At 47.0% G+C, this 24489-nt stretch carries 25 protein-coding genes; 19 read left to right on the top strand and 6 right to left on the bottom strand.

The features are described 5' to 3' along the window. Positions 1-27 precede the first annotated feature (27 nt). The 6 genes from nusA to pnp all read left to right on the top strand — a co-directional run bounded on the left by nusA (position 28) and on the right by pnp (position 8454). On the top strand, positions 28-1500 hold the full coding sequence (nusA, locus tag K4H25_RS08405; protein ID WP_221020116.1) for a transcription termination factor NusA: 1473 nt from the start codon (positions 28-30) through the stop codon (positions 1498-1500). A gap of 18 nt (positions 1501-1518) precedes the next feature. After that, positions 1519-4296, top strand: coding sequence for a translation initiation factor IF-2 (gene infB, locus K4H25_RS08410; RefSeq protein ID WP_221020117.1), 2778 nt, complete (start codon positions 1519-1521; stop codon positions 4294-4296). A 152-nt stretch (positions 4297-4448) separates the two neighbouring features. Next, the gene (gene rbfA / locus K4H25_RS08415) at positions 4449-4832 is read left to right on the top strand and encodes a 30S ribosome-binding factor RbfA (RefSeq protein WP_173533893.1); all 384 of its coding nucleotides are present in this window, start codon (positions 4449-4451) and stop codon (positions 4830-4832) included. After that, a complete protein-coding gene (gene truB / locus K4H25_RS08420) occupies positions 4819-5730 on the top strand; it encodes a tRNA pseudouridine(55) synthase TruB (RefSeq protein ID WP_221020118.1) in 912 nt (303 codons plus the stop codon). The genes rbfA and truB overlap by 14 nt, the downstream gene beginning before the upstream one ends. A gap of 82 nt (positions 5731-5812) precedes the next feature. Further along, positions 5813-6082, top strand: a complete 270-nt coding sequence (gene rpsO / locus K4H25_RS08425; protein ID WP_173533895.1) for a 30S ribosomal protein S15 — start codon at positions 5813-5815, stop codon at positions 6080-6082. A 218-nt stretch (positions 6083-6300) separates the two neighbouring features. Beyond that, positions 6301-8454, top strand: coding sequence for a polyribonucleotide nucleotidyltransferase (pnp, locus tag K4H25_RS08430; RefSeq protein ID WP_221020119.1), 2154 nt, complete (start codon positions 6301-6303; stop codon positions 8452-8454). Positions 8455-8535: 81 nt separating this feature from the next. Here the strand turns inward: pnp and K4H25_RS08435 are convergent, their stop codons facing one another. Next, positions 8536-9105, bottom strand: coding sequence for a phasin family protein (locus K4H25_RS08435; RefSeq protein ID WP_173533897.1), 570 nt, complete (start codon positions 9103-9105; stop codon positions 8536-8538). Between the two features lie 199 nt (positions 9106-9304). On the opposite strand from K4H25_RS08435, the gene phaR reads away from it, so the two are divergent. After that, on the top strand, positions 9305-9976 hold the full coding sequence (phaR, locus tag K4H25_RS08440) for a polyhydroxyalkanoate synthesis repressor PhaR (RefSeq protein WP_221020120.1): 672 nt from the start codon (positions 9305-9307) through the stop codon (positions 9974-9976). A 108-nt stretch (positions 9977-10084) separates the two neighbouring features. Further along, positions 10085-10864 carry a tRNA cyclic N6-threonylcarbamoyladenosine(37) synthase TcdA gene (gene tcdA / locus K4H25_RS08445; protein ID WP_221020121.1) on the top strand — a complete coding sequence of 260 codons (780 nt, stop codon included), beginning with the start codon at positions 10085-10087 and terminating at the stop codon, positions 10862-10864. 51 nt (positions 10865-10915) lie between these two features. On the opposite strand, the gene rplI is transcribed toward tcdA, so the two are convergent. From rplI to fdxA, 5 genes are all read right to left on the bottom strand, one after another. After that, positions 10916-11368: a 50S ribosomal protein L9 gene (gene rplI / locus K4H25_RS08450; protein ID WP_221020122.1), complete on the bottom strand. Its 453-nt coding sequence runs from the start codon at positions 11366-11368 to the stop codon at positions 10916-10918. A 20-nt stretch (positions 11369-11388) separates the two neighbouring features. Continuing rightward, complete coding sequence (gene rpsR, locus K4H25_RS08455) at positions 11389-11616, bottom strand: 30S ribosomal protein S18 (RefSeq protein WP_027467578.1); 228 nt, start codon at positions 11614-11616, stop codon at positions 11389-11391. A 9-nt stretch (positions 11617-11625) separates the two neighbouring features. Continuing rightward, positions 11626-11931 carry a primosomal replication protein N gene (gene priB, locus K4H25_RS08460; protein ID WP_255587438.1) on the bottom strand — a complete coding sequence of 102 codons (306 nt, stop codon included), beginning with the start codon at positions 11929-11931 and terminating at the stop codon, positions 11626-11628. 10 nt (positions 11932-11941) lie between these two features. Continuing rightward, complete coding sequence (gene rpsF, locus K4H25_RS08465; RefSeq protein ID WP_221020124.1) at positions 11942-12307, bottom strand: 30S ribosomal protein S6; 366 nt, start codon at positions 12305-12307, stop codon at positions 11942-11944. Positions 12308-12425: 118 nt separating this feature from the next. After that, on the bottom strand, positions 12426-12749 hold the full coding sequence (fdxA, locus tag K4H25_RS08470; RefSeq protein WP_221020125.1) for a ferredoxin FdxA: 324 nt from the start codon (positions 12747-12749) through the stop codon (positions 12426-12428). Between the two features lie 71 nt (positions 12750-12820). Here fdxA and gluQRS point away from each other — a divergent pair, with 71 nt between their 5' ends. The 11 genes from gluQRS to K4H25_RS08525 all read left to right on the top strand — a co-directional run bounded on the left by gluQRS (position 12821) and on the right by K4H25_RS08525 (position 24453). Then, on the top strand, positions 12821-13783 hold the full coding sequence (gene gluQRS / locus K4H25_RS08475) for a tRNA glutamyl-Q(34) synthetase GluQRS (protein ID WP_221020126.1): 963 nt from the start codon (positions 12821-12823) through the stop codon (positions 13781-13783). Between the two features lie 178 nt (positions 13784-13961). Continuing rightward, on the top strand, positions 13962-16817 hold the full coding sequence (locus K4H25_RS08480; RefSeq protein WP_221020127.1) for a motility hub landmark protein FimV: 2856 nt from the start codon (positions 13962-13964) through the stop codon (positions 16815-16817). Positions 16818-16937: 120 nt separating this feature from the next. Next, positions 16938-17465: a hypothetical protein gene (locus K4H25_RS08485; protein ID WP_221022984.1), complete on the top strand. Its 528-nt coding sequence runs from the start codon at positions 16938-16940 to the stop codon at positions 17463-17465. Beyond that, positions 17456-18247: a tRNA pseudouridine(38-40) synthase TruA gene (gene truA, locus K4H25_RS08490; RefSeq protein WP_255587439.1), complete on the top strand. Its 792-nt coding sequence runs from the start codon at positions 17456-17458 to the stop codon at positions 18245-18247. Before K4H25_RS08485 ends, truA begins: the two co-directional genes overlap by 10 nt. Before the next feature lie 19 nt (positions 18248-18266). Next, positions 18267-18884 (top strand): phosphoribosylanthranilate isomerase, encoded by a 618-nt coding sequence (locus tag K4H25_RS08495; RefSeq protein ID WP_221020128.1) that lies wholly within the window; start codon positions 18267-18269, stop codon positions 18882-18884. Positions 18885-18916: 32 nt separating this feature from the next. Beyond that, positions 18917-20122 (top strand): tryptophan synthase subunit beta, encoded by a 1206-nt coding sequence (gene trpB / locus K4H25_RS08500; RefSeq protein WP_221020129.1) that lies wholly within the window; start codon positions 18917-18919, stop codon positions 20120-20122. 60 nt (positions 20123-20182) lie between these two features. Next, positions 20183-20986 carry a tryptophan synthase subunit alpha gene (trpA, locus tag K4H25_RS08505; RefSeq protein WP_221020130.1) on the top strand — a complete coding sequence of 268 codons (804 nt, stop codon included), beginning with the start codon at positions 20183-20185 and terminating at the stop codon, positions 20984-20986. Positions 20987-21007: 21 nt separating this feature from the next. Beyond that, on the top strand, positions 21008-21874 hold the full coding sequence (accD, locus tag K4H25_RS08510; protein ID WP_221020131.1) for an acetyl-CoA carboxylase, carboxyltransferase subunit beta: 867 nt from the start codon (positions 21008-21010) through the stop codon (positions 21872-21874). Further along, positions 21875-23155, top strand: coding sequence for a bifunctional tetrahydrofolate synthase/dihydrofolate synthase (gene folC, locus K4H25_RS08515; protein ID WP_308443203.1), 1281 nt, complete (start codon positions 21875-21877; stop codon positions 23153-23155). Between the two features lie 15 nt (positions 23156-23170). Continuing rightward, positions 23171-23962 carry an SPOR domain-containing protein gene (locus K4H25_RS08520; protein ID WP_221020132.1) on the top strand — a complete coding sequence of 264 codons (792 nt, stop codon included), beginning with the start codon at positions 23171-23173 and terminating at the stop codon, positions 23960-23962. Beyond that, a complete protein-coding gene (locus K4H25_RS08525; RefSeq protein ID WP_221020133.1) occupies positions 23962-24453 on the top strand; it encodes a CvpA family protein in 492 nt (163 codons plus the stop codon). The genes K4H25_RS08520 and K4H25_RS08525 overlap by 1 nt, the downstream gene beginning before the upstream one ends. Positions 24454-24489 lie beyond the last annotated feature (36 nt).

Raw genomic sequence — 24489 nt, forward strand, 5'->3', positions numbered from 1 at the left:
TTTTGTTCTATGCCGGAGGACTAATTTATGAATCGTGAAATTCTAGTGCTGGTTGAAGCACTTGCGCACGAAAAAAACGTGGAAAAAGAAGTTGTGTTTGGTGCGCTTGAGTTGGCGCTCGCTTCTGCAACCAAAAAACGTTACGAAGAAGAAGTTGAGATTCGCGTTTCAATTGACCGTCACACCGGTGCGTATCGTAGCTTTCGCGTATGGGACGTGGTTGAAGATAACGACCACGAAGAACCATCGCGTCAAATCGCGATTACTGACGCCCCAGATTACAGCGCCGATTTGTCGGTGGGTGATGTATGGGAAGTCGAGTTAGAGCCGATTGAGTTCGGTCGTATTGGTGCACAAGCGGCCAAGCAAGTGATTTTACAAAAAATCCGTGATGCTGAACGCGAACAAAATTTGAATGATTTCTTGCAGCGTCGTGAGCATATTGTTTCAGGTAGCATCAAGCGGATTGAGCGTGGCAATGCCATTCTTGAGCTCGGTAAGCTTGAAGCTATTTTGCCGCGCGATCAGATGATTCCAAAAGAAAACTTGCGCGTCGGTGATCGCGTTAAAGCGTTTCTATTGCGTATTGATCGCAATGGCCGTGGTCCGCAATTGGTCTTGTCGCGGATTGCGCCAGAATTTATGGCAAAATTGTTTGAACTTGAAGTGCCAGAAATTGAAAATAATTTGATCGAGTTAAAAGGCGTGGCACGTGATCCTGGGATGCGCGCTAAAATTGCCGTTAAATCTAACGATCAACGCGTTGATCCACAAGGCACTTGCATCGGTGTGCGTGGTACACGGGTTAATGCAGTGAGTAATGAATTAGCAGGTGAGCGTGTTGATATCGTTTTATGGTCGGCCGATGCTGCTCAGTTTGCGATTAATGCCTTGTCACCGGCTGAAGTGAGCTCAATTATTTTGGACGAAGACACCCACAGTATGGATGTTGTCGTTGATGAAGATAATTTGGCGATGGCCATTGGTCGTGGTGGCCAAAATGTGAAATTAGCGGCTGAGTTGACAGGTTGGAAACTCAATATCATGACCGTTGATGAAGCAGAGCAAAAACACGAAGAAGAATTCACTAAGATTCGCGCTTTGTTTATTCAGGCGCTGGATATTGATGAAGATGTAGCTGATGTCTTGGTACAAGAAGGCTTCAATACATTGGAAGAGGTGGCTTATGTGCCACTGAATGAAATGCTGGAAATCGAAGCGTTTGATGAAGAAACCGTAAACGAACTGCGCTCTCGTGCTCGTGATGCCTTGTTAACTCAAGCTATTGCGCGTGAAGAAAAGCTAGAGCATCAGTCCGAAGACCTGAAGACGCTGGAGGGTATGACCTCGGAATTGGCTACTGTATTGGCCGAGAACGACATACATACCCGTGACGATCTAGCAGATTTGGCGGTCGATGAATTAACCGAAATGACTGGTATCGACGCAGAAACCGCTAAACAACTGATCATGAAAGCGCGCGAACATTTGTTCGCCTAAGGCGCGGGAGAGTAATCAATGAGTGAACCCAAAGTCAGCCAGTTTGCTGCCGAATTAAAAATGCCAACGCAAGAGCTTATCGAACAATTGAAAGCGGCTGGCGTGAACAAAAACAATGCCGATGACGTATTAAGTTCGGATGATAAGCAGCTCTTGCTCGGTCATTTGAAACAAAAACATGGTCAAGGTGGTGACAAGCCTAAAGTAACATTGGCGCGTAAAGAAACGACTGAGATTCGTAAAACTGATGCGACTGGCAAGTCAAAAACGATTCAAGTTGAAGTGCGTAAAAAGCGCGTTGTTGAGACATCTGCAGCGCCTGAAGCGCCAGCACCAGTTGCTGCACCTGCTGCACCTGCTCCAGTTGCTGCGCCAGCGCCAACACCCGTAGCGCCTAAAGCGGCTGCGCCAGTTGCTGCGCCAGTATCGGTGATTGATGAGGCTCAGCGCCAACGTCGTGAAGCGGAAGCGAGCCGTCAAAATGAGTTGTACGCTCGCCAAGCTGCCGAAATGCAAGCTAAGCAAAATCGCAATCAAAAGCCTGCTGAAATGGTGGCTCCTGCTACCCCAGTCGCTGAGGTTGTGGTAGCGCCGACACCTGTTGCTGCACCTGCACCTGCACCTGCACCTGCACCTGCGGTTAAACCACAGGTACAGCAAACTAAACCTGCAGAAAAAGCGCCAGCTAAAGCGCCTGAAGCGGCTAAGCCTGCAGTTAAACCGCACATCAAACCGGGCCACGAAGCGCCACGTGTTGGTGCGCGTGTCGATTTCCGCCGTCCGAAAGAAACGCCGATTCATGCACCAGAAAAAGCTGCTCCTGCAGCGGCTGCGGCGGCTAAACCAGCAGATAAAAAACCTGCTGGCGCGGCACCGAAGAAAGATGAAAAAGGCGGCTGGAACGATGGTCGTCAGAAGAAAGGCATCAAGACTCGTGGCGGTGATACGGGTAATGATTGGAAGTCTAAAAAAGGTGGCAAGAAAAACCATGCGCAGCAGCAAGTGGATAATGCACATGCATTTGTGGCACCGACTGAGCCTGTAGCGCGTGAAGTGGATGTGCCAGAAACGATTTCAGTTGCCGATTTAGCGCACAAAATGGCCGTTAAGGGCGTTGAAGTGGTTAAAGCGTTGATGAAGATGGGCATGATGGTTACCATCAATCAGGTGCTGGACCAAGAAACAGCAATGATTATTGTTGAAGAAATGGGCCATACACCAGTTGCTGCGAAATTGGATGATCCAGATATCTATTTGGATGAAGAAGCGAAAACTGATCATGCATCAACGCCGCGCGCGCCAGTTGTGACAGTGATGGGTCACGTTGACCATGGTAAAACTTCTTTGCTCGATTATATTCGTCGCGCAAAAGTCGCTTCGGGCGAAGCGGGTGGTATTACTCAGCACATTGGTGCGTATCACGTTGAAACGGGTAAGGGTATGATTACCTTCCTCGATACCCCAGGTCACGAGGCATTTACTTCAATGCGTGCCCGTGGTGCGCAATTGACGGATATCGTGGTGTTGGTTGTTGCTGCCGATGACGGCGTGATGCCGCAAACGATTGAGGCTATTCACCACGCGAAAGCTGCCGGTGTGCCTATTGTTGTTGCTGTGAATAAGATTGATAAGCCAGAAGCTAATTTCGAGCGTATTCGCCAAGAAATGGTGGCGCAAGAAGTCGTGCCGGAAGATTGGGGTGGTGATACTCAATTTATCCATGTGTCAGCGAAAAAAGGCTTAGGGATTGATGAGTTGCTTGATGCAATTCTGTTGCAAGCTGAGGTGCTTGAGTTGACTGCGCCAGTTGATGGTCCTGCTAAAGGGATTATTATCGAGGCTCGCCTAGATAAAGGTCGTGGTCCGGTTGCTTCAATGCTGGTTCAGTCTGGTACTTTACGCAAGGGCGATACCGTCTTAGCGGGGCAAGTGTATGGCCGTATTCGTGCGATGCTGGATGAAAACGGTAAACCGATTACTGAGGCGGGCCCATCAATGCCTGTTGAGATTCTTGGTTTGTCAGAAGTGCCTTCTGCTGGTGTTGACGCCATGGTGTTGGCTGATGAGAAAAAAGCACGTGAAATTGCGATGTTCCGTCAAGGCAAATACCGTGATGTGAAATTTGCTCGTCAACAAGCATCTAAGCTTGAGAACATGTTTGCGCAAATGGCGGAAGGCAATGTTCAAAACTTGCCAATCATTATTAAAGCTGACGTACAGGGTTCTTCTGAAGCCTTGTCACAAAGCTTGCAGAAACTATCTACCAGCGAAGTGCGTGTACAAATCTTGCACAGTGCTGTAGGTGGTATCTCTGAGTCGGATGTGAATTTGGCTCTGGCTTCTAAAGCGGTCATTATTGGCTTTAATACCCGTGCTGATGCAGCTGCTCGTAAATTGGCTGAGGCTGAAGGCGTTGATTTGCGTTACTACAACATTATTTATGATGCGGTAGATGATGTGAAGGCGGCCTTGTCGGGCATGCTGGCACCAGAGCGTCGTGAGTCGATCATTGGTCTGGTTGAAATTCGTCAGGTCTTTGCTGTATCTAAAGTGGGTACGATTGCAGGTTGCTTGGTGATGGAAGGTGTTGTTAAACGTTCGGCAGGTGTTCGTGTCTTGCGTAATAACTTGGTTATCCATCAAGGCGAGCTGGAAAATCTCAAACGCTTTAAAGATGAAGCTAAAGAAGTGAAAGCTGGTTTTGAATGTGGCTTGCAGTTGAAAAACTTTAACGATATTCAATTGGGCGACCAGTTGGAAGTCTTTGAAGTGGTCGAGGTTGCTCGTTCGCTGTGATGATATAAGGTGTTCGGAGTGAGGTGTGAGGTGTTCTCACTCCGACGCAATAGCGCAAGCCCAAGGTGGTGCTTGCGCTTTTTTGCTTTAAATTAACTAGGTGTTGAGAGGTTATTCACCTCACTCCTCGCACCGTCCTCCTCACAGAGACTATGGCTAATAAACAATTTACTCGTGCTGACCGTGTCGCTCAGCAAATTCAACGCGATTTGGCGACGGTGATTCGTGCCGAGTTGGATCATCCGCTGGCTTCGCTTATCACTGTGACTGATGTTGAAGTCTCACGTGATTATTCGCATGCCAAGGTGTTTTATACTTTTTTGGGTGACGTGAGCCATCGTCCAGAAATTGCTCGTTTGCTTGAAGGTACAAAAGGCTTTTTGCGTGCGCAAATCGCTCGTGGATTTTCTTTATATAAAATGCCAGAGTTGCATTTTGAATATGATGAATCCATTGAGTACGGCATGAATTTAACGCAAAAAATTGATCAGGCTAATGCATTGCCGAAAGCGCCAGAAGAAGATGGCCAAGCGTAAAATTGATGGTGTTTTATTGTTAGACAAGCCGTTTGGATTTTCGAGTAATGGCGCTTTGCTTAAATGCCGCTGGTTATTGCAAGCAGAAAAGGGCGGCCATACCGGTGTGTTAGATCCTTTTGCTACGGGTTTGTTGCCGCTCTGTTTTGGTGAGGCAACAAAATTTGCTCAGCGCATGCTTGATGCCGATAAGGGTTATCGAGCTACGATCCGATTTGGGCAAATGTCTACAACGTTAGATGGCGAAGGTGAAATTAGCGAGACTGGTGAAGCACCAACTGATCTGGCGGTAATTATGCCGATTTTGGCCCAGTTTACCGGACCAATTGAACAAACCCCACCGATGTATTCGGCGCTAAAGGTTGCTGGTAAGGCGCTGTATGAATATGCCCGTGAAGGGGTTGTGTTGGAGCGAAAATCTCGTCCCATTACGATTTATGAAATCAACGTTGTTTCATATGACGCGCCAGTATTAGTTGTCGATGTATTGTGTTCAAAAGGAACGTATATCCGCGTGTTGGCCGAAGATATCGGTAATGCTTTGGGTTGTGGTGCTTATTTGTCTGGATTGCGTCGAACTTTGACGGGTGGCTTTAAGCTAGAAGATGCAATCACCCTGGATGGATACATTGCGATGGAAATGTCACTTCGCGAGGCTAAGTTGCTACCTGCTGAGCAACTTATTATTGAGTTGCCAAGTGTGCAGCTAAATTTGTCACAAACTGCACTCATGCGCAATGGAATGCCTATTTTGGACTTGGTCAATCCGCCGCAGGGCGAGTTAAGGCTTTACGGACTTAGCGAAAAGTCGGATAATCCTGTGTTTATTGGTTTGGGTGAAGTGGGCGCTGATGGCGTACTGCGACCCAAACGACTGCTTTCTACCCATGTGGGCTAGGAAGTTAATGGAGCTGGAATGGGTTGTAAGACTCAATCTATGCTTGTCTAATCATCGTTAGGTGATTTTTTGGAGAAGTTGAATGTCTGTTTCTGTTGCTCAAAAAGCTGAATTAGTAAAAAAATTCCAACACGCGGAAGGCGATACTGGTTCTTCTGAAGTTCAAGTTGCTTTGTTGACTGCTCGTATCAATGATTTGACTGAACATTTTAAAACACACAAGAAAGATCATCACTCACGTCGTGGTCTTTTGGCTATGGTTTCTCGTCGTCGTCGTTTGTTGGATTATCTCAAACGCACGAACAATGATAGCTATCGCAGCTTGATCGCTGCATTGGGTCTACGTAAGTAAGACCTAACGACAAAAGTCGCAGTCAATCGATTGCGACTTTTTTCTTTATGCTCTTTAAGTTTTAAAGCTTTATTCTGCCCAATAGCGATTCCGGCGGCAGAGTAGAGTTAGGTTGTGCCGGAGTCGGCGATGTGCAGGCTAGAAATAGCCGTCGATCCCATCGCAGCGGAAGTTTCTCTCGCCAAGATCGTTGGCAAACATTGTGAAAAGGACAACGAGTGTTCAATAAATTTACTAAATCTTTTGCTTTCGGCAAAAATACCGTCACTATCGAAACTGGTGAAATTGCTCGCCAAGCTACTGGCGCCGTGATGGTGGATGTAGATGGTACATCTGTATTAGTGACTGTCGTTGCTGCCCGCTCGGTTAAGCCGGGCCAAGATTTTTTCCCGTTGACTGTTGATTACCAAGAGCGTACTTACGCTGCAGGTAAAATCCCAGGTGGCTTCTTTAAGCGTGAAGGCAAGCCATCTGAAAAAGAAGTGTTGACGAGTCGTTTGATCGATCGTCCGATTCGTCCGTTGTTCCCTGAAGGTTTCTTTAACGACATCCAAATTATTGCAACGGTGATGTCGATTAATCCTGAAGTTGATTCTGATATCCCAGCAATGATCGGTGCTTCTGCTGCATTGACTTTATCTGGTGTGCCTTTTGATGGCCCAATTGGCGCTGCGCGCGTGGGTTATATCAATGGCGAATATGTATTGTGTCCAGCGATGTCTGAAATGAAAGATAGCCAAATGGACTTGGTGGTTGCTGGTACGAGCCAAGCGGTATTGATGGTTGAGTCTGAAGCTAATGAATTATCAGAAAGTGTGATGTTGGGCGCGGTGGTATTTGGTCACGAGCAAATGCAAGTGGCTATTAACGCGATCAATGAATTGGCGGATGAAGTTAACCCAGAATTGTTTGACTGGACTGCACCTGTTGCCAATGAAGAATTGATTGCACAGGTTCGCAGTATTGCTGCAGAAGGCTTGGCACAAGGCTTTAAACTACGTCAAAAACAAGCTCGCACACAAAAAATCAATGAAACTTGGGCTTTGGTTAAAGATGCTTTGATTACTGAAGAAACTGGCACCTTGGCTGCCAATGAAATCAAAGGTATCTTTAAGGGCTTAGAAGGCGAGATCGTTCGTGGCCAAATCTTGGCTGGTGAGCCGCGTATTGATGGTCGTGATACGCGTACCGTGCGTCCAATCTCGATCCGCACTGGTGTATTGCCACGTGCACATGGTTCGGTATTGTTTACTCGTGGTGAAACTCAAGCTATTGCTGCGGCAACTTTGGGTACTAAGCTCGATGAGCAAAAAATTGATGCGTTGCATGGTGGCTACACTGATAGCTTTATGTTGCATTACAACTTCCCGCCGTATTCAACAGGTGAAACTGGCCGTGTAGGTGTACCAAAGCGTCGCGAAATTGGTCATGGTCGTTTAGCTAAACGTGCTTTGATTGCAATGTTGCCAAACAAAGAAGACTTCGCGTACTCAATGCGCGTTGTGTCTGAAATCACTGAATCAAACGGTTCGTCTTCAATGGCTTCTGTTTGCGGTGGTTGCTTGGCATTGATGGATGCCGGTGTACCGATGAAAAACCACGTTGCGGGTATCGCAATGGGGTTGATTAAAGAAGGTAATGCTTTCGCCGTGTTGTCAGACATCTTGGGTGATGAAGACCATCTTGGTGATATGGACTTTAAAGTTGCAGGTACTGAAAACGGTATCACTGCGCTGCAAATGGACATCAAAATCACCGGCATCACCAAAGAGATCATGCGCGTTGCGCTTGACCAAGCCAAAGAAGGTCGTGTTCACATCATCGGCATCATGAAAGGTGCTCTTGATGGCGCTCGTGAAGAGGTGAGCGAGCATGCGCCACGTCTTTACACTATGAAAATCAATCCAGAAAAAATCCGTGATGTGATTGGTAAGGGTGGTTCGGTTATTCGCGCTTTGACCGAAGAAACTGGCACGCAAATCGACATTACTGAAGATGGCACTATTACGATTGCTTCTGTTTCGGCGGAAGGTGCTGCTGAAGCGCGTCGTCGTATCGAAGAAATTACTGCTGAAGTTGAAATTGGTCGTATCTACGAAGGTCCTGTGGTGAAGATTTTGGACAAAAACGTAGGTGCTATTGTTTCAATCATGCCTGGTAAAGATGGTTTGGTGCACATCAGCCAAATTGCAAATGAGCGTATCAATAACGTGGGCGATTACCTAAAAGAAGGTGAAATTGTTCGTGTTAAGGTGATTGAGCAAGACGAAAAAGGTCGTATTCGCTTGTCAATCAAGGCGGTTTTGAATGATGAGGCTGCCGTTGCTGCTCCTGCAGTGGTAGAAGTTGTGACTGAATCAACGCCAGAGTAATCATGATGCGCCTAAGGCGCTTCAATAAATAAAAAACGGGCACTTTTAAGTGCCCGTTTGTTTGTATTGTATATGACTGGTTTATTGGGCAGTAGAGCCGGCACTGTTGGTTTTTTTGCTTGCAGTTTTTACCGCGTCTGCAGTGGCTGTAGATGCTGCTTTTACAGAAGCATCGGCGAAGTCAGCAACTTGTTTGGCGGCTTTGGTCATGCTGTCTACTGCGGCAGCAGTAGCTTGTACAGTTGATTTCACGGCAGCTACAGCAACATCAGCCCCTGCAGGTGCTGATTTAACAAAACGGTCTAAGCCAGATACAACATTCTTGTTAAAAAATACACTGCGCTCATCAATCAGTTTGCTGAATTCAGTTTGGGCTTGAGAGGCGATTTCATATAAATTTTTGCCGTAGGCTAGAGATTGTTCAATCGCAGCTTCAGACAGTTTTTGTTGGTTAGAAAATGCGGTTTGTGCATCTTTAAATGTGCTAAATTGTTTTACATTACGAGCACTTTCTTCTAGCGTATTTTTCGCGGTTTCAATTTGTAATTGAACAAGACGATCGGCGGTATCAATTGAGATGCGCGCGAAACGTAATACTGTTTCCAGTTGTTCGGTTGCAAAGTCGTTTAGTTGTTGCTGTGCTGTTGTCATGCTAAATTCTCCTGAATGGTAAGGGGCTAAACCAGACGCAAGCTGGCAATTGCTGCAGTGCACAATACGCATTCATTTTGGAAGAGCTTTTTATTGTTGTCAATATAATTTTGTGCAGTGCATCATGTTGCGCCAGTCTCTGCACAGGGCTATTCTCTAATGGTATGGTGAGTAGTTCAATTTTTCGAGGATTGAGTCAATGAGTGTCGAAAAGCGTGTCATTAAGAAGTATCCAAATCGTCGTTTATACGATACCCATACTAGTAGCTATATCACGCTAGCAGATGTAAAGCAGCTGGTGCTAGATGGGACGGATATTTCCATAGTTGATGCGAAGACCAGTGAAGATTTAACACGCAGTGTTTTGCTTCAAATTATTTTGGAAGAAGAAGCTGGTGGTATGCCTATGTTTTCTTATGATGTTCTGACGCAAATCATTCGTTTTTATGGTCATGCAATGCAGGGATTGATGGGGAATTATCTAGAAAAAAACATGCAACTATTTGCTGAAATGCAGGTGCGATTGCAAGATCAGGCAAAATCTACGACGTTGGCCGATAATCCATTGTTTAGTAATCATAATTTGTGGGGCGAATTCATGAAGTTCCAAGGCCCTGCGATACAAAACATGATGGGTAACTATTTGGAAAGTAGCACTACGATGTTTGTTGATATGCAACAGCAACTACAAGATCGTGCAAAAAATCTTTTTACAGGCTTTGGTATGCCGGGTGGCCCGCAACGTGCAGATGTGGATGATTTGCAGCCAACAGCCCCTCCTGATGCGATGGCTCCTGCAGCAGATGAAGTGACTAAAGATGAAGTGATTAAAAAAACTACTGTTCGGCGTAAACCGGCACCTAAGGCATGACAATGTTGGGGTGTAAATCTTCATCGTAAAAAGTGGTTTAGAGTAAATAATCATTAACGTTTAAACGCAGCCCCGTGTGGGGCTGCGTTGTTTTGAGGGAATGTATTTATGGCTATGTCGGAATTATATCTTCGGCGATTTGCTGGTATTGCACGTTTGTATGGTGCTGATAGTTTGGTGAAGTTTCATTCTGCTCGGGTTTGCGTAATTGGTGTTGGTGGTGTTGGTTCTTGGGCCGCAGAAGCTTTGGCGCGCTCTGGTGTTGGACGGGTGACTTTGATTGATTTGGATGATATTTGTATTTCTAATACCAATCGGCAGCTGCCAGCTTTGACGGGGGAGTTTGGTCGGATGAAGGTTGCCGTTGTTGCGGAGCGGATGTTGGCAATCAATCCTGAAATGGAAGTTATTCAAATTGAGGATTTTATTTCTACAGAAAATTTCGCTGAGTATTTGGCAGGGAAGTTTGATTTTGTTATCGACTGTATTGATAGCGTTAAAACCAAGGCGGCTTTGATTGCGTGGTGTCGGCGTAATAAACTAAAGCTGATTACTGTTGGTGGGGCGGGTGGTCAAATTGATCCGACACAAATTACAGTAGATGATTTAAGTCGGACATTACAAGACCCGCTGGCATCTAAGGTGCGTAGTTTGTTGCGTCGTGATTATCAGTTTCCGAAGCAGGGGAAAAAATTCGGAATTGAGTGCGTGTATTCGACAGAACAATTGGTATATCCACAGGCCGACGGCACGGTATGTGCAATTAAGCCTCAGCCTGGTGAGGGTGTTCGTTTGGATTGCGAGGGCGGATTTGGTGCGGTAATGACGGTGACTGCGACTTTTGGTTTGGTTGCCGTTTCTAGGGTGTTGAAGGCTTTAGCAAAATAAAAAAAGCCATGGTCACCCATGGCTTTTTTAGTGTCATCTTGTTGAGGCTAATTAAGCAGCTTCACCAACAACAACTAATTTAATTGTGCTTACAACGTCGTGGTGCAATGCTAATGCCACTTCGTATTCGCCGATGGCCTTGAATGGGCCTTCTGGCAAACGCACTTCAAATTTCTTGATTTCGATACCAGTTGCAGTGATTGCATCGGCGATATCTTGAGTCGTTACTGAACCAAACAAGCGTCCATCAACACCGGCTTTTTGGCCGATAGTGAAGGTTGAGCCTTCTAGTTGAGCAGCACGAGCTTGTGCTTGAGCCAAGATTTCTGCTTGTTTAACTTCCAACTCAGCACGGCGAGCTTCAAATTCAGCTAAGTTAGCTGCATTTGCGCGTTTTGCTTTGCCTTGTGGGATCAAGAAGTTACGTGCGTAACCATCTTTCACTTTAACTACGTCGCCTAATGTACCTAGGTTTGCTACTTTTTCGAGTAGGATAATTTGCATGTTAAGTTCTCCTTGCTCGATTAGTGTTGGTCAGTGTACGGCAACAAAGCCAAAAAGCGAGCCAATTTGATGGCAGTCGACAATTGACGTTGGTATTTAGCTTTAGTACCAGTGATACGTGCAGGAATAATCTTGCCGTTTTCAGAGATAAAGTCTTTAAGCAAGGCAACGTCTTTGTAATCAACGTGCAAAATGCCTTCGGCAGAGAAGCGGCAGAATTTCTTCCGCTTGAAAAGATTGCGAGACATGAGATTTCCTCAATTCAAAAGTTCAAATGCATCAATATGCAAAACCAGAGCATGACGAAAACGTTGGTTTTTTGCTGCGAGAAATCCTTTGCATTTTAGCTTTTGTTCTGGAGCTAGATTGGCAATTGCTTGCGCTATCTCGCCCAGAGCTAAAAAAGGAATTTCACATTCAACTTTGCGAGCACTGCCAAGCTGCATTTGTGATGATTGGTGGAGTATCCGCCCTTCAATCACAGGAATACCTGCTGGTGTGTTGTGTAAATTTGAATCGCTAACCAAAAAACCTTCGATTAGTACTCGGTTTCGTAAGTTCAATTTAGCCGAATTAAGCGGCTAGGCCTTCACCAGCAGCTTGTGACAATGATTTAGATTTTTCTTCTTTCATCATTGGCGAAGCTTCGGTTGCAGCAACATCAGTTTTTAGTGTCAAGTGACGTAAAACTGCATCATTGAATTTGAATGCGTGTTCGATTTCATCCAAAGTTGCTTGGCTGCACTCGATGTTCATCATTACATAATGAGCTTTGTGAATCTTTTGGATTGGGTAAGCCAATTGACGACGGCCCCAGTCTTCCAAGCGGTGAATTGAGCCTGCACCTGCAGTAATCAGGGCTTTGTAACGCTCGATCATTGCTGGAACTTGTTCGCTTTGATCAGGGTGTATGATAAATACGATTTCATAATGTCGCATGAAGTCTCCTTACGGGTTACAGCCTACCGCTAGCGACCACGGTTAGGCAAGGTTGTAGAACCAATGAATTTAGCCTTTTTTTTGGATTTAGGCAAGGTTTATATGGATCTAATTTGTATCAACGTTCGATTTCGTCGATTTTTCCACTGATGGCAGCCCATGTTGCATGGTCGTCGAGCGGTTCTTTTTTCTCAACTATTGTTGGCCATACTTTTGCCAGTTCTGCATTGAGTGCGATGAAGTCGTGCATCTCTGCGGGTACGTCGTCTTCTGCGTAAATGGCTTCGACTGGGCATTCTGCTACGCACAGTGTGCAATCGATGCATTCGTCAGGATCAATGACGAGAAAGTTTGGGCCTTCACGAAAGCAATCTACTGGGCAAACATCAACGCAGTCTGTGTATTTGCATTTCACGCAGGCATCGGTCACAACGTAAGTCATCGCTTGTCCTTTTTTGTGTCGACTGTAAAAATGTCACTATTTTAGCAGACTGTGGTCTTAACTGGTTAATCATGGGTTTTAGTCAAAGTGATCATTCAGACGTTGTTGTTACCCCATATGTTGGGCGTTTTGCGCCCAGTCCTACAGGGCACTTGCATATGGGTTCTTTGTTGGCAGCTACTGCCAGTTACTTGGAGGCGAGGGCTCATTCTGGGCGATGGTTGTTGCGAATAGAGGATGTGGATCGAGGGCGAATTGAGGTTGCTGCTGCTGATTCGATTGTCAATACATTGCTACGATTCGGATTTGAGTGGGATGGGCCTGTATTATATCAATCTACTCAATATGCTATGTATAGTGCCGCGCTCTCTGATTTAATAAAGGATGGGGGGGTATACCCTTGCTTTTGTTCTAGGAGAGAAATTGCGCTTCATGCTCGAAGCGGTGTAGATGGTATTGTTTATCCAGGCACGTGTCGGCTTGGCGTTACAAAAAAAAGGGGCGCGCATTCTTGGCGTATGCGAACGGAAGATAGAGATTATTTATTCTTGGATGAAATTCAAGGATGGCAAACCCAAAATCTAGCAAGAGATGTTGGTGATTTTGTTTTGCTCCGTGCCGATGGATGCTGGGCTTATCAGCTGGCCGTAGTGGTTGATGACGCTGCTTCAGGGGTGACGCATGTGGTGCGGGGGGCAGACTTGTTGGATTCAAGCCCTCGACAAATTGCATTGCAGCAAGGACTTAATTTACCCTCTGTAAAATATGCACATATTCCGGTGCTTGCTGATTTGGGTGGCGAGAAACTAAGTAAGCAAAATAAAGCACCAGCCTTGCAAAAAGGGAAAGAAGTTTGGCAGTTATGGCAATGTCTTGATGTTTTGGGTCAGCAGCCTCCTGTCGAATTACAAAGAAGCGATTTAAAAAGTTTATGGCTTTGGGCGTTTTCTGCTTGGGATTTGGCTAAAATCCCTAAAAAACGTAGCGTGTCTGTTACGCTCGAACAAAAAAATGAATATAAAATTCTGTTCTAGATTGAATTGTTAGTATTATCGAGAAAGTTTTTGTAAATAATATGTATCATTTGGCGGCTATTAAATTACGCTGTCTTAATTTGAAAGCTTTGTACTTGATTCGTGTTTGTTATTGATTGAATATAATCAAGATAAGAATGAAGTAAAATTTAGAATGATCGCGATTGGGAGATTGCTTGTGCTTAAGACGCCACGATTTAAAACATGCGTACTGGCCGTGACGATGGCTGCTTTACCTTGGTTTGCTAATGCAGCGGGTTTGGGTCGGCTGAATGTTTTATCCGGCTTGGGGCAGCCTTTTCGTGGAGAAATCGATTTAGTTTCAGTTTTGCCGGGCGAAGCCGATTCATTGGTGGTGAGCTTGGCTTCACCTGAGGCTTTTTCGAATGCGCAAATTACTTACCCATCAGGGGCTTTGGGGTTGCGCTTTAATATTGAAAAGCGAGGCAATGGTCAGCACTATGTTGCAGTAAAGTCTTCGCAGGCGATTTCTGAGCCGTACCTTGATTTTTTATTGGAACTTAATTGGGCTACTGGTCGCATTCAGCGAGAGTACACCGCATTGATTGATCCGGCTGGTTATTCGCCGACGACATCGACCAAGTTTGCTTCGAGTGCTTTGCCCGGCGTGCGTAGTTCTGGTGTGATTAAAGCGAAGCCTAGTCAGTCTCAGTCTGCAGCTTTGAATGAAAAACCACGATCAACTGAGTCTTCGGTAGAGGCGCGTGATGCTGAGTCGTATAAGACAAAAGGTGGCGATACGCTATCGGGTGTGGCTAGAGCTGTGCAGCCGAGTGGCGTGAGTTTGGATCAGGTCTTAGTTGGGTTGTATCGTAATAATCCTGATGCTTTTGATGGCAATATGAATCGGTTAAAGCGAGGCAAGATTTTGCGGGTGCCTCCGGTGGCCGAGTTAAAGGCGCTTAGCGCTCAGCAAGCCAGCAAAGAAGTTAAAGTGCAGGCCGAAAATTGGAATGAATACCGGAGTAAGTTGGGTGATTTAGCCGCAAAATCTTCGGCGCGGGACCTGGCGGCACAATCGGCTGGCGGTAAGATCGTCACTCAGGTCGAAGACCAAGGCGCTGGTGCAGTAGATAAAAATAAAGATGTCTTGAAACTATCCAAAGCGGTGGATTTGGCTAAAAAATCAGGTGATTTAGCCAAGGTTCAGGCTTTAGAAGAAGAGGTAGCGGCAAGGCAAAAAGCGCTGAATGAAGCGAATCAACGTGTCGCCGAGTTGCAGAAAAACGTCAGTGACATGGAACGTTTAATCGCGATGAAGGCCAAGGCCAGTGACGTTGCTAGTGCGGAGGCCGTTGCTGTGGCCCCTGTTGCTTCGGCCTCTTCGCAAGTCGAGGTTGCTACACCGTCGACGGTGGCGAGCGCGGTTGTGGCGAGTCCTGTTGCGAGTGCGCCTGCGGTAAAAGCCAAAAAACGCGTTGAGGTCGTAGCTGACGTGCCAGAGGAAACAGGCTTCGTAGCGAGTCTATTTGAAAATCCGTTGGCATTGGGTGGCGGCGCTTTAGCCGTGTTGTTGGGCGTTGGTGGTTTGTGGATGGTGCGACGACGTCAGCGCCCTAATGTATTTGAAGATAGCATTATTACGGGCGGTGACTTAAAGGCCAATACGGTATTGGGAAGCACAGGGGGCGGTGTGATTAGCACCCAATCTACCGAAAACTCATTCCTTACTGATTTTAGTCGCCAAGGCTTAGGGACGATTGATACCGATGAGGTCGATCCGATTGCCGAGGCCGAAGTGTATATGGCGTATGGCCGAGATGCGCAGGCAGAAGAAATCTTAAAAGATGCGTTAAATAAAGATCCTTCGCGACATGAGATCCGCATGAAGTTGCTGGATATTTATGCTGCTCGAAAAGACTTAATCTCCTACGAAGAGCATGCCTCTGCACTGTTTGCCATGACGGGCGGCAAGGGCGAGCATTGGGATCGCGTAGCACAAACTGGCAGTGAGATAGACCCAGAAAATCCGTTGTATCAGCAAGGTGGTGTTATTGATACACGAGCTGTCGCAGCGGTTGTTATGGGCGGAGCTCCGGTCGTGGCGGCTGTGGCTGCTGATGCTACTGATGCTACTGAGTCGGTTAGTCAGCACTTGGATTTTGAATTGGACTTGGAGTCGCCTTCAGTTGATCGTGCAGAAGCTGATTTCTCTGAAAATCAAGCGCCAATTGTTGATTTACCCGTTGAAGAAGCTCGTTTGGAGTCTGATTTTGCTGAAAGCTTGGCTGGTACTGATCTGGACTTGGATAAGGAATTATCTTTCGATCTTGCAGAGAGTGCAGATTTAGAACCGGTTGAAGCTGATTTTGGGATGGAAAAAATCGAAGCGCCAACGATTGCTCCAAGTGCAGAAGAGGACGAGTTGCCGTTGGCTGACGAAATGATGGCACTGGACTTGCCGATTGAGTTGCCTATAGAAACCTCTTCAATGGAGGAGGCGCTATCGGATCTTGATGAGTTGGCTGAATTTGATTTTGGTGGCTCACTTAACGCCGATGCAGGCACAGATGCCGATTTTGATTTGACAAATTTTGACGCCTTGGCGAATTCTTTGGATCTGGACGCCGATTTAAGCTCACCGGCATCAACGTTTGATTTGGCTTTGCCTGAGGAAAATTTGCCTGAATTAGATCTTTCTGAGCCGCTTTCTGAAAATATTCCAGAAGTGGGGGCGACTGAGCCAGAAAATGATATGAGTTTAGATTTCAATTTTGATTTGGCTGCACCAGTCGCTTCAGAGTTAGATGCGGCATCTGCTAACGAGCAACTAAATGCCGGCCTGACTGAAGATATTGCGTTGGATGATATTAGCTTGAGCTTGGATAAGGCTGCGACGTCAAGTGAAATGGATTTCTCTGCAGATGACCCAGTGCAAACAAAAATTGATTTAGCCCGAGCGTACATTGATATGGGTGACGTTGAGGGTGCTCGAGAGATCCTTCAAGAAGCATTGCAAGAAGGAAGTGCGCAGCAGCAGGGTTTGGCGCAGTCACTTTTAGCTGATTTGTAAACTGTTAGAGTCTGGAATTAATTTTTGCATCCAGTGAATTTTTTGGCGCTTTGGCTGTGGTTGCTGTTGTTGCTGCCATGGCTTGAGCGCCATTATCTTTGGTTTTTGGTGTTGGTGGTTGTGCTCATCGCGGCACAATGTGCTCGACAACGATTGCTGCGCAGCTTGTCAAAACTAAAGTGGCTCTTACTTGTTACCGTACTGATTTACGGTTGGAGTACGCCCGGGCGCTATATTTGGCTGGGTGTCTTATCTCCTACCGATGTCGGCTTGAGCTTGGGGGTTGATCAAGTTGGAAGGTTGCTAGTTGTTGCTGCTAGCTTGCAAATTCTGCTTAAAAGATTAACAAGCAACGAGGTTTTCTCCTCTTTTTACCTCTTTTTATACCCATTGCAGTACTTTTCTAGTGCACGAGAGCGATTTGCCGTCCGTTTTGCTTTAACATTGCAAGTGGCTGAGTCCTTGCTGGAGTCGAAGTTAGGATTTAAGGACTTATTGTCGTTGATTTTGCAGCCGCAACCAGCAGCATGTCACACCATAGAGCTGTCGTATATGCCGATCAATCGACTGCAATTGGGTCTGTTGTTTGGGCAATGTGCTCTGGTTTTGTGCTCTATTTTTTTGGGGATGGATGGGTTTTGGCGTTGAAACGATTTGCCGTAGCGATTGAGTATGATGGTCGTGATTTTAGTGGCTGGCAGGTGCAGCCTCAGATGGACACAATCCAAGGCGAGATGGAACGCGCAATTGGTAGGATGGCAGGGCATCCGGTTCGGATGCATGCGGCAGGTCGTACCGATGCTGGCGTTCATGCTACACGGCAAATTGCCCATTTTGACACCGATGCTCAGCGTCCAATTACCGCATGGGTCCGAGGTGTAAATAGTTTTTTACCTGCAGGTATCTCAGTGCTTTGGGCGCAAGAAGTACCAGAGCATTTTCATGCCCGATTTGTTGCGACCGCACGCCATTATCGCTATCTCTTATTGCGTCACCCTATTCGCCCTAGTTTGCAAGCTGGGCGGGTGGGTTGGGTGCATTACGATCTTGATGTTGCACAGATGCGTGCCGCGGCGCAGTTTTTGTTGGGCGAGCATGATTTTAGTAGTTTTCGGGCGGCAGAATGTCAGGCGCTATCTCCGATTAAGCAGTTACAAAATATTCAAATTACCGAGCATGGCAATATGCTGTGCGTAGATTTCTCTGCGACCGCATTTTTGCATCATATGGTACGAAACATCATGGGTGCGCTGCTCTACGTTGGTAAAGGCAAGGCTTCTGCTGAATGGATGGGTTGGTTATTGGCGCAAAAAAATAGAACGTCAGCACCACCGACATTTATGCCCGATGGCCTTTATTTGACGGGTGTGAGCTATCCTGCTGAGTTCGAATTGGCCTCTTTGCCAGAATATCGCTACGGAATGATTTAATCAGCAACAGGGCTTTTTGATGCGAACTCGAATAAAAATTTGCGGATTGCGTGATGCTGCTACGGCACGTCAGGTTGCACAATTGGGGGCTGACGCCATCGGTTTGGTGTTTTATCCGCCGAGTCCGCGGCATGTGTCTGTGTCATTGGCGGCTGAAATTGTTGCGGCATTACCCGCCTTTGTTTCTTCTGTCGGGCTTTTTGTCAATGAAACGGCAGCGAACGTCAGTGCGGTGTTAGAAAGTGTGCCGTTAGACTTGCTGCAATTTCACGGAGATGAAGATTTAGCGTTTTGTATGCAATTTGATCGCCCCTTTATCAAAGCACTTAGGGTAAAACCTGACATAAATTTGATAGAATACGCCTCGCGTTATGTTTCACCCTTGTGCCGAGGTATTTTGCTCGATGCTTGGGTTGATGGTGTTCCCGGTGGAACCGGGGAAAGTTTCGATTGGCAAGCCTTGCCGAACGATTGGCCGTTGCCCTTGATTTTGTCGGGTGGGCTGCATCCAGAGAATGTCGCTACTGCGATTACCAGTGTGCAACCTTGGGCGGTTGATGTGTCCAGTGGTGTTGAGCGTTCTAAAGGTGTTAAAGATTTAGTGTTGGTTGAGTCATTTATTCGCGCCGTTATTTAATTAATCTGCTTTGAAGTTTATGTGAGAGAGTCATGAGCGAAATTTATCAGCAGCCTGATGTACGTGGTCACTTTGGTCCTCATGGTGGCATTTATGTCGCTGAAACTTTAATGCCCGCTTTAGAAGAATTGCGAGTCGAGTTCGAAAAAGCCATAAAAGATCCTGCATTTATGGATGAATATCGCTACGTCTTAAAGCATTATGTTGGCCGCCCGAGTCCGGTTTACCATGCTGAGCGCTGGTCGAGCGCATTAGGTGGCGCGCAAATTTACTTAAAACGCGAAGATCTAAACCACACCGGTGCGCATAAAGTTAATAACACCATTGGTCAGGCTTTATTGGCCAAGCGCATGGGTAAAAAACGCGTGATTGCTGAAACGGGCGCAGGTCAGCATGGCGTTGCATCGGCAACCGTCGCAGCGCGTTACGGCATGGAATGTGTGGTGTATATGGGGGCTGAAGACGTGGTTCGCCAAGCGCCCAATGTCTATCGAATGAAATTGCTCGGTGCAACGGTGGTGCCAGTCACTTCGGGCACGAAGACTTTAAAAGACGCTATGAATGAAGCCATGCGTGATTGGGTAACCAATATTGATTCAACGTATTACATCATTGGTACTGCCGCAGGCCCGCATCCTTATCCGCAGTTGGTTCGTGATTTCCAGGTGGTGATCGGCGAAGAGTGTAAGGTGCAAATGCAAGAGATGATTGGCCGTCAACCCGACGCGGTATTGGCTTGTGTCGGTGGCGGCTCGAATGCGATTGGTATTTTTCATCCGTACATCGACGTGCCAAATGTTCGCTTGATTGGTGTTGAAGCTGGTGGTGATGGCGTGGCAACGGGTCGACATGCTGCACCACTGACATCGAATGCTAAAAATGGTGTGTTGCATGGTCAGCGCTCTTATTTGATGCAAGATGCCGATGGTCAGATTAGCGAAACACATTCGATTTCGGCTGGTTTGGATTATCCAGGCGTTGGGCCTGAGCATAGCCATTTAAAAGATATCGGTCGCGCTGAATATGTTGCGATCAATGATGATGAAGCGTTGGCGGCATTTCATGATTTGTGCCGTTATGAGGGGATTATCCCTGCTTTAGAGTCAAGTCATGCCTTGGCGCAAGCGGCAAAAATGGCAAAGACTATGCGTAAAGATGAGGTCCTGTTGGTGAATCTCTCGGGTCGTGGCGATAAAGATATTCCGACGATTGCTAAAATGAGCGGCATTCAACTGTAATTTTTATGGCGGGGTATGCCTCGCCAGCTATTGTCAATCAATGAAGCGGTAAAGATACCTATGTCTCGTATTCAAAGTGTGATGCAACAACTGGCGGCGCAAAATCGATCAGCGCTGATTCCATTTATTACTGCGGGTGACCCGAACCCAGAGGTGACTGTTGAATTAATGCACGCCTTAGTCGATGGCGGTGCCGATGTAATTGAATTGGGCGTGCCTTTTTCTGACCCTATGGCCGATGGTCCAGTGATTCAACGCGCTTCTGAGCGCGCGTTATTGCATAAAGTCTCATTGCGACGAGTGTTGGAACTGGTTGCGCAGTTTCGGCAAAGTAATACCACAACGCCAGTGGTGTTGATGGGCTATGCCAATCCAGTTGAAGCCATGGGGTATGACGTTTTTGCTCGTGCTGCCGTTGCTGCGGGGGTAGATGGTGTTTTAACCGTGGATATGCCCCCTGAAGAGGCATTGGAATCAGCTAAAGTATTTAAAGCACAAGGATTGGATCCAATTTTCTTATTGGCACCCACCACGCCAGAGTCGCGAGTGAAAGCGGTGGCTGAGTTGGCCAGTGGTTATGTTTATTATGTTTCGCTGAAGGGCGTGACTGGTTCGGCGAATTTAGATGTTGCCGATGTCGCTGCTAAACTGGAGATATTAAAACAGTTTATTTCTATCCCAATTGGGGTGGGTTTTGGTATTCGTGATGCGCTAACTGCGCAAGCTGTAGCGCAAGTTGCTGATGCAGTGGTGATCGGCTCACGGTTAGTTCAAGAAGTTGAGTTAGGCGAAGTGGGTTTAGCTGAGCGTTTACGCACATTCTTATCTGAAGTGCGTAGTGCAATGGATAGCGCCCGTCGCTAAGTAGGTTTAAGGAGTTGTTCAATGAGTTGGTTACAAAAATTATTGCCGCCGAAAATTCAAAGTCGCACGACTGCGAGTAAATCGGCTGTGCCTGAAGGTTTGTGGAGTAAATGTAATGCGTGTAACGCCGTGTTATATCGCACGGATCTAGAAAACAATTTAGAAGTTTGCCCTAAGTGCGGTTTTCATAATGCGGTGCCTGCCCGTGCGCGACTGAATCAGTTGCTCGATACTGAGGGTCGGTTTGAGATTGGTGCCGAAGTAAAACCGGTTGATATTTTGAAGTTTAAAGATGGCAAACGCTATCCGGATCGCTTAAGCGCTGCGCAAGCCGCAACCGGTGAAGACGATGCCATGGTGGTGATGCAAGGCTCTATTTTGACCGTGCCGGTAGTGGTGGCGGCATTTGAGTTTAAGTTTATTGGTGGCTCTATGGGCTCGGTCGTTGGTGAGCGCTTTGTTCGTGGCGTGAAAACAGCGATTGAAAATGACTTGCCATTTATTTGTGTGTCGGCCTCAGGCGGCGCTCGGATGCAAGAGGGTTTAAGTTCATTGATGCAGATGGCAAAAACCAGCGCCATTTTGACCAAATTAGCCGATAAAAAACTACCGTTTATTTCCTTGTTGACCGACCCGACCATGGGCGGTGTTTCTGCATCGTTTGCCTTTTTGGGTGATGTGGTGATGGCCGAACCTGGCGCTTTAATTGGCTTTGCCGGTCCACGCGTGATTGAGCAAACCGTGCGCGAAACGTTGCCTGAAGGCTTTCAGCGTTCTGAATTTTTGCTTGAAAAAGGCGCGATTGACATGATTGTTGACCGTCGTGAATTGCGTCAACGCTTGGCCGATGTGCTGACTTTGCTAAACCGACAGCCTGCGGCGAACTAAATGACGATGTTTAATGCTGATGCCTTGCCTGAATGGTTAAGCTACTTGGAGTCCTTGCATCCCATCGCCATTGATATGGGGCTGGGGCGAGTGACTCAAGTGCGCGATCAAATGCAATTACAGCCGCAATTTCCAGTGCTGACAATTGCAGGTACCAACGGCAAAGGCTCAGTCTGCGCCATGTTGACGCAGATACTGCGCGTTGCCGGTTATAAGGTGGGGACTTATACCTCACCACATCTCTTGCATTACAACGAGCGAATTGCGATTAATGGCCTGCCGGTCGCTGATGATAAGGTCGTGGCGAGTTTTCGTGCGATTGAAGCGGCGCGCGGCAGTACGAGTCTCTCTTACTTTGAATTTGGCACCTTGGCCGCCATGCATCAATTTATTGAGCAAGGCGTTGATGTGGCGATTATGGAGGTCGGCTTAGGTGGGCGTTTAGACGCCGTCAATATTTTCGAGCCAACCGTTTCTGCCGTGGTAAGTGTCGGTCTTGATCATCAAAGTTATTTGGGAGATACCCGTGAGAAAATCGCGCTGGAAAAGGCGGGCGTCTACCGTGCAGGCGTGCCTGCGTTATGCGCAGATCCTCAGCCGCCGCAGACATTGCTGGATTTTGCAGCAGAAATCGGCGCCGATCTGCGATTAATTGGTCGAGATTTTGGTTATCAAATGCAGCTTGAGGGCCAGCAATGGTCGTGGTGGCATGAAAATGGTGCGCGCCGACATGCTTTACCTTTGCCGGCGCTGCGTGGGCAATATCAATTAAATAATGCGTGTTTGGTTTTGGCGGTATTGGATGCGTGCCAAGCGCAATTGCCGGTAACGCTGGGTGATATTAAGCGTGGTTTGCTCGAAGTCGAATGGCCAGCACGCTTTCAGGTATTGCCCGGAAGGCCAACGGTGGTGCTAGATGTGGCGCATAACCCCCATGCCGCATTGGTATTAAAATCTTGCTTAGATAGCATGAGTTTTCATCCCAAAACGCACGCTGTGCTGGGGATGATGCAAGACAAAGATATCTTGGGCGTGGTGAGTATATTGGCTGATCGAGTTGATTGCTGGCATTTGGCCGCGCCTAATTTGCCACGCGCTGCATCTGCGGCAACATTGGCGAAAATTATATTGCAAGTTGACCCACAGGCAACAATGAATAGCTACGAGTCAGTTGCCGATGCCTATCAATCAGCCTGCAATAATGCGCATGAAGCTGATAGAATCTTGGTCTTTGGATCTTTCTTTACTGTGGCTGAGGTCATGGTCGCGCGTGGGCAATAAATAGCGATGGCAAATGTGAGTGATGAACTGCAGCAACTAAGAAAGCGCGCTCGCCGGCGTTTGGTCGGGGCAATTACCTTGGTGGTGTTTGCCTTGGTTTTTTTGTGGACGGTGTTAGATGGTGAACCACCTAAAAATTTAATCGACAATCATCCGGTTGAAATTATCTCTAGTGCACCCGCACTCTCTTCGATTGTACAAACTGCGCCGCTGAATAGCGCTCCCGCATCCGCTGTGGTTGCTGAAGTGGCCTTGCCGCAATTGGACGCTTCGCAAGTGGCTGCGGTAACTTTGCCGGGCAAATTAGTCAATCATCAAGTTGCAGTGCCTGCGGCAGCACCAACCGCTACACCAGCTGCTACACCAGCTGCAGCCGTTGTAGCAACAAGCGTACCGCCAGTACATACTGCGATGCCTCAACCTGAAGTGGTCAAACCAACGCCAAAGCCAGTGGTTAAAAAACCGCAGCCAGAGAAAAAACCAGAGATTAAAGCGGCCATAGAGTCCGACCCGGCAGCGATTTTGTCAGGAAAGACCAGTCATTCGCAGCCAGTTGAAAAACAACTCGATAAGAAAACCTACTTTATTCAAGTGGGGGCTTATGCCGATGCAGATAAAGCCGCGCAAATGGTGGCGAAGTTGAAGTCGGCGGGTGTTCGAGTAAGTAGCGAACAAATTAATACCAGTAAGGGCGCGTTAACGCGCGTTCGAGTCGGGCCGACCGATGATGAAGCCAAAGCCAAGGCATGGCTGAAAATTATGCGTGATCTGGGTGTGTCGGGTTCCTTAGTGGCTAAGGCGCCATAATGACGGCATTTGACTACATTGCTTTGACCATTGTCGGACTGTCGATTTTGTTGTCGGTAATGCGAGGGTTAACGCAAGAATTATTGGCATTGCTAGCTTGGATTTTAGCTTTTTGGGTCGCGATGCATTATGCAACAATGGTTGCATTGTGGATGCCAGAAAGTATTCCAACCGATGCGATACGTTATTTAGCGGCATTTATTGCGCTGTTTTTTGTGACCTGGCTAATTTCTGCCATTGTGCGAATCACGCTCAATCAATTTGTAAAAGCGACTGGATTTAAACCGATTGATCGGGTTTTGGGCGCTGGTTTTGGCGTGATGCGCGGATTTTTATTGATGCTGACTTTGGTGATGCTAGCCGGTTTGACAAGTCTGCCCAAAGAGCCGATGTGGCGTAATGCCATGTTTAGTCCCCTATTTGAGCAAAGTGCCTTCGTGGTTAAACCATGGCTGCCACTTGCTTTTGCTAGTCGAATTAATTTCGAATGATTTTTTAATGTGTTGTAGACGCAAGGAATCTTGACC

The organism is Deefgea piscis, from assembly GCF_019665785.1.
Taxonomy (GTDB): Bacteria; Pseudomonadota; Gammaproteobacteria; order Burkholderiales; family Chitinibacteraceae; genus Deefgea.

Bases quoted from the DNA above. Each gene is read 5' to 3' on its own strand.
- nusA (WP_221020116.1), top strand. From the start codon at position 28: ATGAATCGTGAAATTCTAGTGCTGGTTGAAGCACTTGCGCACGAAAAA.
- infB (WP_221020117.1), top strand. From the start codon at position 1,519: ATGAGTGAACCCAAAGTCAGCCAGTTTGCTGCCGAATTAAAAATGCCA.
- rbfA (WP_173533893.1), top strand. From the start codon at position 4,449: ATGGCTAATAAACAATTTACTCGTGCTGACCGTGTCGCTCAGCAAATT.
- truB (WP_221020118.1), top strand. From the start codon at position 4,819: ATGGCCAAGCGTAAAATTGATGGTGTTTTATTGTTAGACAAGCCGTTT.
- rpsO (WP_173533895.1), top strand. From the start codon at position 5,813: ATGTCTGTTTCTGTTGCTCAAAAAGCTGAATTAGTAAAAAAATTCCAA.
- K4H25_RS08435 (WP_173533897.1), bottom strand. From the start codon at position 9,105: ATGACAACAGCACAGCAACAACTAAACGACTTTGCAACCGAACAACTG.
- phaR (WP_221020120.1), top strand. From the start codon at position 9,305: ATGAGTGTCGAAAAGCGTGTCATTAAGAAGTATCCAAATCGTCGTTTA.
- tcdA (WP_221020121.1), top strand. From the start codon at position 10,085: ATGGCTATGTCGGAATTATATCTTCGGCGATTTGCTGGTATTGCACGT.
- rplI (WP_221020122.1), bottom strand. From the start codon at position 11,368: ATGCAAATTATCCTACTCGAAAAAGTAGCAAACCTAGGTACATTAGGC.
- rpsR (WP_027467578.1), bottom strand. From the start codon at position 11,616: ATGTCTCGCAATCTTTTCAAGCGGAAGAAATTCTGCCGCTTCTCTGCC.
- rpsF (WP_221020124.1), bottom strand. From the start codon at position 12,307: ATGCGACATTATGAAATCGTATTTATCATACACCCTGATCAAAGCGAA.
- fdxA (WP_221020125.1), bottom strand. From the start codon at position 12,749: ATGACTTACGTTGTGACCGATGCCTGCGTGAAATGCAAATACACAGAC.
- gluQRS (WP_221020126.1), top strand. From the start codon at position 12,821: ATGGGTTTTAGTCAAAGTGATCATTCAGACGTTGTTGTTACCCCATAT.
- K4H25_RS08495 (WP_221020128.1), top strand. From the start codon at position 18,267: ATGCGAACTCGAATAAAAATTTGCGGATTGCGTGATGCTGCTACGGCA.
- trpB (WP_221020129.1), top strand. From the start codon at position 18,917: ATGAGCGAAATTTATCAGCAGCCTGATGTACGTGGTCACTTTGGTCCT.
- trpA (WP_221020130.1), top strand. From the start codon at position 20,183: ATGTCTCGTATTCAAAGTGTGATGCAACAACTGGCGGCGCAAAATCGA.
- accD (WP_221020131.1), top strand. From the start codon at position 21,008: ATGAGTTGGTTACAAAAATTATTGCCGCCGAAAATTCAAAGTCGCACG.
- folC (WP_308443203.1), top strand. From the start codon at position 21,875: ATGACGATGTTTAATGCTGATGCCTTGCCTGAATGGTTAAGCTACTTG.
- K4H25_RS08525 (WP_221020133.1), top strand. From the start codon at position 23,962: ATGACGGCATTTGACTACATTGCTTTGACCATTGTCGGACTGTCGATT.